The organism is Pseudomonas sp. GD03875 (assembly GCF_029840585.1).
GTDB classification, from domain to species: Bacteria; Pseudomonadota; Gammaproteobacteria; order Pseudomonadales; family Pseudomonadaceae; genus Aquipseudomonas; species Aquipseudomonas paralcaligenes.
This window is the reverse complement of the sequence record NZ_JAOCCV010000001.1, coordinates 252,631-265,430: the sequence shown is the minus strand read 5'-3', so window position 1 is coordinate 265,430 and position 12,800 is coordinate 252,631. Positions and strand designations below refer to the sequence as shown.

The 12,800-nt window shown below is 57.1% G+C and carries 10 protein-coding genes; 3 read left to right on the top strand and 7 right to left on the bottom strand.

The genetic code is table 11. The annotated features are described in order from the left end of the window. Positions 1-510 precede the first annotated feature (510 nt). On the top strand, positions 511-1,401 hold the full coding sequence (locus tag N5D30_RS01215) for a hypothetical protein (protein WP_279907304.1): 891 nt from the start codon (positions 511-513) through the stop codon (positions 1,399-1,401). Between the two features lie 304 nt (positions 1,402-1,705). Here the strand turns inward: N5D30_RS01215 and N5D30_RS01210 are convergent, their stop codons facing one another. The 5 genes from N5D30_RS01210 to N5D30_RS01190 all read right to left on the bottom strand — a co-directional run bounded on the left by N5D30_RS01210 (position 1,706) and on the right by N5D30_RS01190 (position 8,781). Continuing rightward, positions 1,706-2,260 carry a tyrosine-type recombinase/integrase gene (locus N5D30_RS01210; protein WP_279907303.1) on the bottom strand — a complete coding sequence of 185 codons (555 nt, stop codon included), beginning with the start codon at positions 2,258-2,260 and terminating at the stop codon, positions 1,706-1,708. Between the two features lie 641 nt (positions 2,261-2,901). Further along, entirely contained in the window at positions 2,902-4,182 is a 1,281-nt protein-coding gene (locus N5D30_RS01205) for a primase-helicase family protein (RefSeq protein WP_279907302.1), read from the bottom strand. Positions 4,183-4,539: 357 nt separating this feature from the next. After that, positions 4,540-5,064 (bottom strand): hypothetical protein, encoded by a 525-nt coding sequence (locus N5D30_RS01200; protein WP_279907301.1) that lies wholly within the window; start codon positions 5,062-5,064, stop codon positions 4,540-4,542. A gap of 1,045 nt (positions 5,065-6,109) precedes the next feature. Next, positions 6,110-7,645, bottom strand: a complete 1,536-nt coding sequence (locus tag N5D30_RS01195) for a DUF6538 domain-containing protein (protein ID WP_279907300.1) — start codon at positions 7,643-7,645, stop codon at positions 6,110-6,112. Positions 7,646-7,896: 251 nt separating this feature from the next. Next, positions 7,897-8,781 carry a LysR family transcriptional regulator gene (locus tag N5D30_RS01190; RefSeq protein WP_279907299.1) on the bottom strand — a complete coding sequence of 295 codons (885 nt, stop codon included), beginning with the start codon at positions 8,779-8,781 and terminating at the stop codon, positions 7,897-7,899. A 101-nt stretch (positions 8,782-8,882) separates the two neighbouring features. On the opposite strand from N5D30_RS01190, the gene N5D30_RS01185 reads away from it, so the two are divergent. Beyond that, positions 8,883-9,851: a DMT family transporter gene (locus N5D30_RS01185; protein WP_279907298.1), complete on the top strand. Its 969-nt coding sequence runs from the start codon at positions 8,883-8,885 to the stop codon at positions 9,849-9,851. A gap of 11 nt (positions 9,852-9,862) precedes the next feature. Here N5D30_RS01185 and N5D30_RS01180 read toward each other — a convergent pair whose 3' ends face one another. Continuing rightward, positions 9,863-10,009, bottom strand: coding sequence for a hypothetical protein (locus N5D30_RS01180; RefSeq protein WP_220814426.1), 147 nt, complete (start codon positions 10,007-10,009; stop codon positions 9,863-9,865). A gap of 90 nt (positions 10,010-10,099) precedes the next feature. Then, complete coding sequence (locus tag N5D30_RS01175) at positions 10,100-10,309, bottom strand: cold-shock protein (protein WP_220814427.1); 210 nt, start codon at positions 10,307-10,309, stop codon at positions 10,100-10,102. A 289-nt stretch (positions 10,310-10,598) separates the two neighbouring features. Here N5D30_RS01175 and N5D30_RS01170 point away from each other — a divergent pair, with 289 nt between their 5' ends. Continuing rightward, a complete protein-coding gene (locus N5D30_RS01170) occupies positions 10,599-12,800 on the top strand; it encodes an ATP-binding protein (protein WP_279907297.1) in 2,202 nt (733 codons plus the stop codon).

Here is a 12,800-nt window from a genome sequence, read left to right as displayed (position 1 = left end):
AGAGCATATCGATAGTCACCTCAATGAGGGTGATGGCCGTTACTGAATAATTTATCCAGACTTATCCAACGCGAAAAATCGGCTGCCTAAATGGACAAGTCTACAAAGAGAGTCTTGGCGAGGGGAAATATACAATTCGCGGGAGTTTTGATTGCGGCTCATATAGTTGTGCAACAACATGCTGAATCATTCCTTGCACACATTCAATTTTGTTAGTGCAAGGGCCGCCAACCAATTGATGCGCCATAACCACACACTGCTAATCTTTATTTATCAAAATTCTGATAGTGGATATGCGAATAAAATGACATACCTGCTTTTTAGATAAGGAGGAATACTGGTCAGCTAGAGCTGGACCGGATATGGGTAAATGTCTGTCGTGGCCTATAGACTCGTGCAGATATCTATTTCGTTTGCAGTTAGATGAGAAGCCTTGCCGGCACTTTTACTGCCAGCACATCTCTTACATTTGATTCTGTTTGTTTTTATTACCTTCAAGGAGGCGTTAGGATGCGTCGAATTTTAGCCATTGCTATCTGGGCAACTATACTACCTTTCTCGACCGAATCTTTTGCGGAATGGAAGCGCGCTAAATTAAATGACGAAGTGCGCAACGTAAGTTCAGATCATTACTCAGTGCAGGCCAGCCCTATTAATGGAGTCGGCCCAGCTTTAGCCATTAACATATTCGACGACAAATCCGGTTCACCCAAAGCCACTCTAAAAACATTCAATGCGTCTATCCTGGACTGCAAAGCTGAAGTCGATGTTTCAACTTGCAATATTAGCTATAAGTTGGATGAAGGCAAGGTGATTGATGAAGTGTTTTATCTAGTTTCTGCTGACATGCTAGTCCCTAGTAAGACTGTAGAGTTAGCAGGTGCTATTGCAAAATCCAAGTCCTTATATATTGAGATTCCAACCAAGGCAGGAGGCAAATTGCAATACAAATTCTCCACAAGCGGGCTCACCATCGAGGTGAATAGATATCCAAAAGTCTCGATATCCGGTTACACATTAGGTGAGCGTTACACTGATTTAGGAACTGATTTAGCTCTTACATCTCAAAAGGGCAATTCAACTTGCTACGACATTAAGAACCCCTCTGGAGTTTTGGGGGCAGCTAAAGTATCGTCTGCGACGCTTTGTTTCGTCGATCAAGTTTTCTATATGGCTCTCGTTCAACCTGGGACAAAAAAATCTTATGACTCAATCTCTTCATTTCTGGACAAGGTGTTTGGGAGTCGAGATAAAGATTTGATCTATCCTAGATGGCCCAAGGATGATGCCAGGGTGTCACTAGTTACAAGGAATGCTTCTTACTTTACGTTTGTAAAAAATAGCTACACTGATTTCTTTATGATTTCTGACGAAATTGAGAGTAAGTTTCTATCTGAGTGATACTGAGCTCCGCAATCTAGAAACAGGCATGCACTAGCCCGAGCCACCACCGAGAAGATTTTTCTAAGTCTCAAGTTGCCATGGCCTGTTTCTACTCGGTGATGCCGTTTTTGGTCAAGTGAATGCCGGGGCAAGAGATTCTTTTTGCTCTTCCTGCCTGAGTAGTCGGCTCTATGTGGGTAACTCCTTAATACCCTCTAGGAGGCTAGGACCCCAGAAGCGCCAAAATTGCCAAATATCGCGGGCATGAAGATGCCTCACTACGCTGCTTAGGATGCTGCTGTAATGGATTTAGGCTTGGTCTTCAGATAACAAACTCATGATAGGTGCTGTCCACCTCCGCCTGGGTGATCCCGATGTAGGCCATCGTGATGGCTGGGCTAGAGTGGTTAAGCACACGTGCGATCTTCTCGATGCTTACACCAGAGGTATGCATCAGCCATCCACGAGTTTTACGCATGCTGTGTGTACCAAGCTGGATTCCAAGCTCATCTCCAACAGCCTTGAACGCTACGGCTACAGCTACCCGGCTGACGGGCTTCCCCTTTGCCCTATTGCTCTCCACCTCGAACAGGTAGGTGTGGTCAGGGTGTGCTGTTCGGCGTGTCTTAACGATCTCTACGGCCTTACTGTTGAGATCAATCGAGCGGGTCTTACCTGTCTTGCCTTCCTTAAGTATCAGACGGCCAGTTAGGGCCTGTTCGAAAGTGACTTCGAGCAAGTCAGAGATTCGCAAAGCCACTTGCAGACCAAAGCTCCAGATATCGGCGTACAGGCTGCTTCCCTTGGCGTTCAGCGTGAGCTTCCGGGTGATCTGTTGCACCTCAGCTTGGGTTTTGACAGCCTCGACCAATTCCACCCTTACACCTCCAGATTTACTGAGGTTTCTTATTAACAGAAAAATCCATAGGAAATGATTTTACCTAGCAAACGGCTGGAGTCAATAACCATCTAGCTTAACTAATTTACAAAATAACATTCTGTTAATTAGATGCTGGCAGGTGGTGAGACAAACACGCCGCCGGCCGAGGTCAGAAAATAGAGTTTCACGCTCAGTACACGGAGAATGAGTAGCGAAAGTCTTCCCGGCTTAGCCCCATGTCCCCGCTTATCCCGAAAATAGGCGGCTGTAGCACAGGCTAGGTATACCAATGCTCAGTGGTTGATTACACTGAGGCTAGTTTCTGATAGATACCGCATGGTGCGAAGAAGTGAAGAACCGGGAACGCGGTTATAAGGGCGGGGGAGAAACTCCCCTACTTGCAAGATTCGCCATGTAATTCGCGCTTACCGCAAGCGGCTTACCGCTCGTGGCTTTGCCACTTCACTCACGCGAATACCGTTCACTTCGTTCCCGGTATTACGCGTAACCAGCACCTTTAGATAAGAAAGACGGTGCAAACCCGTCACACCCATCACATACCCTCCTGAGCCCTTGCCACTAGAGGGCTAGGGCCGTGATGGGTTATGTCGCAGCTCTTCACACACTCATCACACCCGTCACGCGGCATATACCCTCACGAGCTCGGCAGTAGCAGAATCAGCAGATAGACCAGACTGTAATCCTGTTGGGGTGATGTACAGAACTCCGTGACGACCATCCCTCTTCCGCAGGCAGCCTTGTTTTAGTAGTTCGGCAGGAACAGTACGGTTCCCAACAACCTCGCCGGTAGCAGTTTGGAACTCAAGCTCAATATCACGTGGCTTCACTACCGAGTGGGAGGCCACGTAGTCGGCGACGAACTCGGCAAGATCTTCCTTCGGACTGAACCCGATCATCTCCCGCTTGCTATCAGTCATAGGTGGATCGCCCCATGGCTGAAATTCGCTGAGGTCTACGGTCTCCAGCAAGTCACGCGTGAGCTGCATCCCTCCTTGCTCCAGAAGCCATGGTTTCAACTGCTGATTGATGAAGCGCATCGTCTCTTCTTTCGATTCCTTGTGCTTGATGAAGGCAGGAACCCAGAAGCGTCGATCTTCTCGCTCTAGTGGCAGGGGGTAATAGTCATTGCTGCTCATGATGAAGTTGAGGTGATTGTTCACGCAGGTATCTGGGATGTGCTTCCGACGCAGAGTAATAGTTTGGTTGCCTTGAATCGCCTTTAAGGCGTTCACCGTGGCATCCGCATTCTTGTACACCTCATCAATGAGGATGCAGGTCTTTCCGACCAAAGCGTCATTGAACGTGCCTACCACGTCGCCTAGGGCGACGGTCCCGACGCTGCTCTTACCAAGCAGCCCAGGTAGGACCGTTTCAGCAAGAAAGCCCTTACCGACTCCGTGCTCAGAACGAAGCAGCACCGTGGCATTGATGCGCCTCGCTGGGTAGCGTACGGTCCAAGCCAGCCAATCTCGGAAATACAGCCGTTCTTCATCAATTGGAAACAGGCGCTTCAGGAACTCAAGGAGGGGTGCTACATCTTCCGCTTTAGGCTTATATCCGCTAGGTTGGATTTCCGGCCCGGTCCACAGATTCAGCAGCGGGTTATCTGCTTCCCCAGTAATTCGCTGATAGTCTCCGGGGGCGAAGGTTTCAGCAAAAACAACCGGGATTTTCTGCATAAGAGCTTCCCCAGTCATATCGCCAGTTCCACCGGCCTGACGGTAAGTCTGAAGCAGCATCATTGGGTTGCCTTGCGGTGCTACGTGCGGATTACGCAGGTCCCGAAATTTTGGGCGGGCATCAGTGGTAGGGACGATGACAAAACGATCTTGAACGGCATGGATTGCTGAAGTATTTGGGTTTTTAGTCTTGCGGTGTAGCGGTACTATCTGGGGCATTCATTTCTCCTTGTGTGAGATTGTGTTCAATAAGCTGGGCGATGTAGGCGGCAGGGCTGATGCCCCGAGCGCTAGCTCGGGATTTCAGTTGGGCGTAAACTTCTGGACGCAGACGTAGGTTCAGCATGTTTTTTTCCTCGGATGGTTCTAAAAGGATTTGGTGTTTCTATTAGTGCGAGCATCTGCTCGTCTAAGGCGCTCTTGTTCAATTAAACGAGCAGTCTTATCTACCGAAGTAGCCAAGAATGACTCGGCGAAGAACTGAACGAATTCTATACCCACATACCATGATGGTGTGCATGGACATGAGGGCGTGGAATTCGTCGCTGCTGAAACGCAGGCTGAAAGTTAGCTTACTCATGCTGCCTCCTTGCCGTGATAGCTTTCTACAAGATCAGCCAATGCAGCTGCCCGAGCTGCTTCATGAGCTTTCTGCAACTTGTCCTGGGCCTTCCTCTCAGCTTCACGTGCGGAACGGTCAAGCGTCAGCTGTAGCTGGCGGGCTGTTTCGGCCTTATTACGTTCGTAGCGAGAGTTCTCATACTGCTCAAGCACCTCTTGGCGGAGAGCTAGAAGCTCGGCATCAATTAACTCTTGAGGTTTGCGCAGGGTCACGTCGAGCGATACTGCATTTGCTACATAGAACTTATCTGCTCTGAGACTGTACCCCTCGCTCAGCAGGTCATGTACTTGCTGCAGACCATCAATCAGATGGCTAGCAACTACGCGGATAGAAGCTGCAGGCTGACTTTGGGTAAGAGACTCGACGAATACGTGGTACTTGTTTTCAGCGGCCTCAACCAGCTTCTGAAGCTCAGCTGAACAATGTGGAAAGAATTCGACCACTCCACTTGTGGCGCCGTAATTGTGATTGTTTGGCATGTTTACTCCTTGTTATCTTGAACAGAATTTCTTGATATCGTTAATAAGGCTCTCTTTTGCGTTTTGAGAGCGATTTCTTTGATTTTGAGGGGGCTGCCAAGTTTTCTCTTTACGTCGCGCAGGCGAGCTTGCAGAGGCCCTGGCGGCCGATTTCGTGACATGAGCACGATAACTCTCTAGATCTGAGAGAGTTACTTTGCGAGAGTCACTTAGCACGTCCAGATACGTCAGCTCCGCACGGGAGCACTCAACCAAGTTATAGGTTGAGCTGGTATAGCTCTCCGTTACAGCAGAGACGATGAGGCCAGTCGCCTTCTCGACTTCGAGATAAAGTACTTCTGTCATCAGGCAACCTCTTGAGAAGCTTGCTGTTGTTCCCAAAGGTCAGCCAAGCGCTTCTGATGGGCTGCCTGTGAAGCTCTCCAGCTAGCCACCTGACAGCGGCCGCTGCAGTACTTTGCTAGTTGTCTTGTTGCGAAGAATGATTTGCTGCAATGAGCGCAGCAGAGTTTGAACACTCTATTGTTCATTGATTGTCCTATTGTGTTGTTTGAAGCATGCGAACGGACAAAAAGAAAGCCATCATACGGATGGCTTCTATTCCCAACGCAAAGGAAAAAACGCTGTTTGAGCAGCTAAACGCCGCCAAGGAGGCGGCATGGATGAACGAACATCCGTATCAGCATTACTGATTTGGGTTTGTCGCTAGCGCGACTGGCACATGTAGTGCCGAGATTTGAGGGCCATTTTTGCCGTGTACGATGGCCAAGCACGCTTTCGCAGCCAATCCGAAGGAGGACCCAATGGCTGTTAGCAGAGGAAACTAGGCAAGTAGCAGAAAGGGGGGTAAAGCGAAGGAGTGCAACTAACGAAGAATCATTAAAAATTTTTACTACTATTTATATAATAACACACATACATGTCATGTCAAGACCCTGGGGCACTATTTCTATCAAATTTGCAAGAATTTCTTATATAAAAATTCATGCCAGTCGATAATTACCCCTGATCAGCGTAGCGATCAATTTGAGTCTGGTTCCAGAGATCAATCAACGAGCTGAAATTGGTAATGAAGTAGGTTAATGGCTTCCTGCTTCCGCTCAAGAGTTGGCCCGCCCGAGTAGGTGTCAAAGGTAATGTGCCTCGTCTCATGGCCCATAAGTGCCACAATGACAAGTGGGTCGGCGCGGGCGTTGTCTAGTTCGGTTGCAAAGCACTTTCTGATCGAATGGAAGACCTGCCGCTCAGTGTGTCCAAGTGATTGCTTGAGCTTGGTAAACCTTTCAGCTAGGGCAGGGGTGCGGCTGCGACCCTTCAGGCGATTTGGGCCGGAAAACAGGAACTGATGTGTGCCTTTGGGATTGCTCATCAGTCGATTCATAACTGGTTTTATCCGATCGCAGATTGGGATGGTTCGATTGCCTGCTTTTGTCTTGGCATCGTCCACTGTTATCGCTATGGGGGCATCATTCTCTATGGTGATGTGGGTTGATCGCAGCCATCCGAGTTCCGAGTTCCGGCATCCTGTGTAGGCTGCAACTGCTATCAAATCGGCGAGTTCTTGGTCGTTCCTGGCCACAGAGGCAGCATGTAACTGCTCAACTTGTCCCTTCGTGTAGATATCCCACTTCTCACCGCCATCTCGCCCTCGGCGAGCATGCTCGTGTCCGGTGAAGGGGTTACTGCCATCTGGGAACAGTTTCGAATAGTAGTCATCATTTCTTAGGAGCCACTTGTGCAGTTTTTTGAGGGCTGAGAGATACCCTTTGCGGGTCACTGCATTGGTGGATGTGGTGTCCAGAAAAATCTCTACGGTTTTAAAGGACAGAGTATGGCCTGTTTGCTCCAGCCATTCTGAAAACGTAGAAATCTGAAGGCGATACTGCAGCGCGGTGGAGTCTTTCACCTGTGTGGGGAGGTAGGTGAAGAAACGCTCCAGCATCGTGGTTGAAAATGGAGATTTCGGTTTGTACGTCTCTGGCCTGCGGACCAAGTTTTGCGCTTCCAGATTCTCTGCCGCATTGAGTGCGTATTGCTGTGACCAGAGGGCAGGTAGGGTGCTGCGCAGAAATGCTCGGAGTTCAAAAAAACGGTCTGTGGGAGAGGGCTCATCGCTGTCGCTGTAACGGCGGAGGAACTGAGTAAGTTGTTCCGGCCCTTCCGCGTGTTCAAGCAGTTTTAGATGGCGATAAATTCTGTGTCTGTCGTCCCCTTGCCACTCTGACGCAATTGCATCCAGGCCGCCTAGCAGCAACTGCTCTATAGGATCGGGGAGGGTGCCTTTAACTACCTTCAGCAGAAGGGAGTCCATCACTTCTTCGAAATTACCTACGCCTCGAACAATGTCGGGCATCCACACTTCCCGTTGGTCTTCTTTCTCTCCTCGGGCGGCACGAATTTCTGCCTTCCACTGGGCGATCACCAGAGGGGCGCGCTCCTTGGCGAGTCGCTTGTCACCAGTTTTCAGGCTCTGAGAAAGAAGGCGGCGATGGCCAAAAAGCGGCCGTACATCGGCAGGGATGTCGAGCCGAACGTGATAGGTGTTGCCGCGTAGATGTAGGTGGTCTTTCTGCTTTGTCATGGACAGGCTCTAAGCAAGTTCTATCCATTACTCTACGCAAAAATTCTACGCAATTTCAAGGGTTGAGCCCTGTATATGCTTGTATTTTGGGGCTGTGAGATGGAAAGTGTAGAACTCGTCGATTTGCAGGTCCAACGCTACATCCTTCTCGATCAGTCTCTCGCCTGGCCGCCTCCAGGGGCGCCGGTCGTCACGGTGGGCAGATGCTGAACGCTGCCCGCGCACGAGGCAAGCGCATTGTGTGCGCCGCTCTACTGCCCTGCGAGGAAGGTCACCAGTTGCCGGGCATGGGACGACAGGGATTCCCAGCCCTTGATGCAGAGGCGCAGTTCTCGCGTGGCCCAGGCGTCGTCCAGGGCGACCGGGCTAACCGGCAGTTCCAGGGCGAAGCGCGCCGCCGCGGCTTCTGGCAGCAGGGCGATGCCCACGCGCTGGGCGACCAGCTGGGCGATGGCGTCGAAGCTGGGCGCGCGCACCCGGATACGCAGCGGCCTGGCCTGGCGGGTGGCCATTTCCTCGACGAAGCGCTGCATGGCGCGTTCCGCCGGCAGACCGACGAAGGGGTGGTCGAGCGCGTCGCGCAGTTCGATCGACGGGCGGCCGGCCAGTGGGTGGTCGCGGGGCACCAGCATGACCAGCTTGTCGTGGCGGAAGGGCAGCGACAGCAGGCCCCCGGTGGGCAGATTGCCGTCGTAGACGCCGATCTCGCATTCCCCGCTCTGCACGGCGCGCAGCACCTCGACGCTCTTCTGTTCCACCAGTTGCAGGTCCACTTCCGGGTAGTCGGCGAGGAACGGACCGAGGGTGGCCGGCAGGAAGGTGCTGTTGGCCACCGTGGTGGCGGAAAGGTTGAGCGAGATGCGGCGCCGACCGGAGAGGTCGCCGAGCATTTCCCTGAGCCGTTCCGCCTCGCCGAGCACGCCGCGGGCGCGTTCTAGGATCAGGCGGCCGGTCGGGGTCGCCGTCATGCCGTCGGCCCGGCGCTCGAACAGGGTCAGGCCGCAGCGCTGCTCGAACTGGCGCAGGCGGGTGCTGGCGGCGGAAACGGCGATGGGGAAGGTCGCGGCGGCCTTGCTCAGGCTGCCGGTTGCCTCGATGGCCGCCAGCAGGCGCAGGTCGGTGAGATCGAAGTGCATCAGGGTTTCTCCTGTGGCGAACGCCCTGTTCGTGAAAATGAGATTCTAGCGTGGCGGCGTTATCGCCAGAATAAGGCTCTGCCTCCCTGCCGTGGATCGTCATGAGTTCCCTGTCCCTGCTTTACCGCCGTTGCCTGGCCGATGGGCGCCTGTTCGCCGTCCTGTCGGCCACGGGCTTCAGCCTCAAGGCCATCTTCGTCAAGCTGGCCTACGCGGCCGGCCCGGTCGATGCCCTCACCCTGCTGGCGCTGCGCATGGGCCTGGCCCTGCCGCTGTTCGCCTGGCTGCTGTGGCTGAGTCGCGGCGAGCGGGGCGAGGCCGTGGGCGCCGCGGACGTGGCGCGCATCCTGCTGCTGGGGCTGCTCGGCTACTACCTGTCGAGCCTGTTCGATTTCTACGGGCTGGAGCACATCAGCGCCGGGCTGGAGCGGCTGATCCTGTTCACCTACCCGACCCTGGTGCTGCTGCTCCAGGCGCTGGTGCTGCGCGAGCGACCGAGCCTGCGCACGCTGCTGGCGATGGGTGTGTGCTACGCGGGGCTGGGTATCGCCTTCGTCCATGACGTGGGCGTGGCCGAGGCCGGTTCGGACGTGATGGTGGGCGCCGCCTGGGTGTTCGCCAGCGCGGTGACCTACGCGCTGTACTACTTCGGCGCCGGGGTGATGCTCAGGCGCCTGGGCTCGATGCGTCTGGCCGGGCTGGCCGGTGGTGCGTCCTCACTGATGGTGCTGGTGCACTACGGGGTGGCCGGCGACACGGCGCAGCTGGCCAGCCTGCCACTCTCGGTCTGGGGCTTCGCGGCGGCGATGGCGCTGTGCTCGACGGTGCTGCCGATCTACTGGATGGCGCTGGCGATCCAGCGCATGGGGCCGACCCAGACCGCAGCGGTGGGCAACCTGGGGCCGGTACTGACCCTGCTGGCGTCATGGGCGGTGCTGAGCGAGTCGGTGTCCCTGTACCAGTTGGCCGGGTTGGGACTGGTGCTGCTGGGCGTCTCGCGCCTGAAGCCGTCGCGTCCGGCGGCGCCCGCGGCGGCAGCCCGCGAACCGGGTGCCCAGCCGCTGCGCTAGCGCGGCGGGCTTCAGCCCATGCGTGCCTTCATGGCCTGGCGGATGAAGGCGCGCTCCTCGGGCGGCAGATGGCAGCAGAAGCGCATCATCAAGCGTGCATCCGGGGTCAGGGGTTCGCGCAGCTGGCGTGGCCGGCTGTCGTCTCTGGTCTTGTTCATCCTCTATGTCCTCTCGCCATCGCCCGGAGCCTGCCGGGCCATCATCAGAAGAAAGCCCGCCGAAGCGGGCTCTCCGCCTGACCTGACAGGTCAGGCGATCTGCACGCGCTCCGCCATCGGCCCTTTCTGGCCGGCGGCGACCAGGAAGGAAACGCGCTGCCCTTCGTTGAGCGTGCGGTAGCCTTCGGCCTCGATCTGGCGGAAGTGCACGAACACGTCTGGGCCTTGGTCCGGCGTGATGAAGCCGAAGCCCTTGTCGGCGTTGAACCATTTGACGATACCGTTTTGGCGATCTGCCATGATGTCTCTCTCCAGGGTAGGTAACGACCGGGCCAGGCCCGGGCACACCGTTGCGCGTGAAGCCGGGCCGAGGAGATGATCGAACATTCGCCGTACCGCTTAACCGAGCAGTCAGTGCTTGCAGTGCTAGAGAGCCCGGCCGCTCGGGGATAGTTCGAAGAACTTTTTCCGGCCGACCCGTTTCATGATCCGGTTCCGAAAACGGGCGATCCGCTGCCGCCGCGCTTCCATGTTGCGGCCGCGAGCGGTACAACGAAACACGCTGGCAATTCCACGGGGAAGACGACAGATGGCGGATTGGCTACAGGGCGGCGAAGAAATGGCCGACCGTATCCGCAACCACGACTGGGCTTCCACGCCGCTGGGGCCTCGCGAGCACTGGCCCGACGTGCTGAAGACGACGGTCGCGCTCTGCCTCGGCTCGCATTTCCCCCAGGCCATCGTCTGGGGACGCGAGCTGATCACCCTGCACAACGACGCCTTCGTGCCGATCCTCGGCGGCAAGCCGCCGGCGCTGGGCCGGCCGTTCAGCGAGGTGTGGAAGGAGGCCTGGAGCGACATCCGCCACATCGCGGAAAAGGCCCTGGCCGGCCAGGCCACCTTCATCGAGAACTTCCCCCTGCTGATCGAGCGTGGCGACAGCCGCGAGCTGGCCTACTTCACCTTCTGCTACAGCCCCATCCGCGACCACACCGGCGAGGTGGTCGGCATCCTCGACACGGTAGTCGAGACCACCGCCACGGTGGTCGCCCACCAGCGCGTGTGCTTCCTCGACGAGCTGAGCCGCGCCGTGGCGGACGCCACCAGCGCCGACATGATCATGGCGACCATCACCCGCATGCTCGGCGAGCACCTGCGAATCTCCAGCTGCGCCTACGCCGACATGGACGCCGACGCGGACGGCTTCACCGTGCGCGGCGACTGGGTGGCGCCGGGCTCGTCGCACCTGGTGGGCCGCTACCGCCTGGTGGACTTCGGCCGCCTGGCGGTGAACAACCTGGGCCTGGGCCGGCCGCTGGTGATCAACAACAACCGCGAGGAACTGGCGGAGGAAGAAGCCGCGACGTTCCAGGCGCTGGGCATCACCGCCACCCTGTGCATTCCCCTGGTCAAGGAGGGCCGTCTGACCGCGCTGATGGCGATCCATGACCGCATACCCCGGCTCTGGTCCGAGTACGAGCTGGCGCTGGTCAGCGAGGTCGCCGAGCGCTGCTGGGCGCACATCGAGCGGGTGCGCGCCGACGCCGAGCTGCGCACGGCGATGGCCGCCCTGGCGACCCTCAACGCCACCCTCGAGGAGCGCGTCGAGGAGCGTACCGCGCAACTGGTCGAGACCGAGGCGGCGCTGCGCCAGTCGCAGAAGCTCGAAGCCATCGGCCAGCTGACCGGCGGCGTGGCCCACGACTTCAACAACCTGCTGACCATCGTCCGTTCCTGCCTGCACTTCCTCCAGCGCGGCAACCTCTCCGAGGAGCGCCGTGGCCACTACCTGAAGACCGTGGCCGACACCGTGGAGCGGGGCGCCAAGCTGACCGCCCAGTTGCTCGCCTTCGCCCGGCGCCAGGCACTCAACCCCGAGGTGTTCGAGGCGGGTCAGCGCCTGCGCGCCATCGGCGACATCCTGGACACCGCCACCGGCGCCTGCGTGCAGGTGGCGCTGGAGCTGCCGGACGAACCCTGCCACGTCCGCGCGGACCTGGGCCAGCTGGAGACGGCCTTCGTCAACCTCGCCATCAACGCCCGCGACGCCATGGACGGCGAGGGCCGGCTGGTGTTGCGCCTGGCCGCCAACCAGGCGCTGCCGCCCATCCGCGGTCACGCCGGGCAGGACGGGCCGTTCGCCGCCATCTCGGTGAGCGACACCGGCTCGGGCATCGACCCGGAGTTGATGGAACGGATATTCGAGCCCTTCTTCACCACCAAGGCCGCCGGCCAGGGCACCGGCCTGGGCCTGTCCCAGGTGTTTGGCTTCGCCAAGCAGTCGGGTGGCGACGTGCAGGTGACCAGCGTGCGGGGCGAGGGCACCACCTTCACCCTGTTCCTGCCGCAGGTGGCACCGGAGCCGGACGAAGAGCAGGCCAGCGATGATTCCCTGCCCGGCGACGGCGGACAGCGGCGGGTCCTGGTGGTCGAGGACAACCCGGAAGTGGGCGCCTTCGCCGCGCAGATCCTCACTGACCTCGGCTACCGCAGCACCTGGGTGACCTCGGCCGAGGAGGCTCTGGAACGGCTGGGGGCGACCGGGCAGGATTTCGATGCGGTGTTTTCCGACCTGATCATGCCCGGCATGGGCGGGATCGCCCTGGCCAGCGAGATCAGGCGCCGCCGCGCCGACCTGCCGGTGATCCTCACCTCGGGCTACAGCCATGCCCTGGCGGACGGCGCGCACCAGGGCTTCGAGTTCCTGCCCAAGCCGTACTCCGCCGAGCAGGTGTCCCGCGCCTTGCACAGCGCATTGGGCGCAGTGGCGAAGGCGGACCGCGCCTCCTGA

Bases quoted from the DNA above. Each gene is read 5' to 3' on its own strand.
- N5D30_RS01215 (WP_279907304.1), top strand. From the start codon at position 511: ATGCGTCGAATTTTAGCCATTGCTATCTGGGCAACTATACTACCTTTC.
- N5D30_RS01205 (WP_279907302.1), bottom strand. From the start codon at position 4,182: ATGCCCCAGATAGTACCGCTACACCGCAAGACTAAAAACCCAAATACT.
- N5D30_RS01200 (WP_279907301.1), bottom strand. From the start codon at position 5,064: ATGCCAAACAATCACAATTACGGCGCCACAAGTGGAGTGGTCGAATTC.
- N5D30_RS01195 (WP_279907300.1), bottom strand. From the start codon at position 7,645: ATGACAAAGCAGAAAGACCACCTACATCTACGCGGCAACACCTATCAC.
- N5D30_RS01190 (WP_279907299.1), bottom strand. From the start codon at position 8,781: ATGCACTTCGATCTCACCGACCTGCGCCTGCTGGCGGCCATCGAGGCA.
- N5D30_RS01185 (WP_279907298.1), top strand. From the start codon at position 8,883: ATGAGTTCCCTGTCCCTGCTTTACCGCCGTTGCCTGGCCGATGGGCGC.
- N5D30_RS01180 (WP_220814426.1), bottom strand. From the start codon at position 10,009: ATGAACAAGACCAGAGACGACAGCCGGCCACGCCAGCTGCGCGAACCC.
- N5D30_RS01175 (WP_220814427.1), bottom strand. From the start codon at position 10,309: ATGGCAGATCGCCAAAACGGTATCGTCAAATGGTTCAACGCCGACAAG.
- N5D30_RS01170 (WP_279907297.1), top strand. From the start codon at position 10,599: ATGGCGGATTGGCTACAGGGCGGCGAAGAAATGGCCGACCGTATCCGC.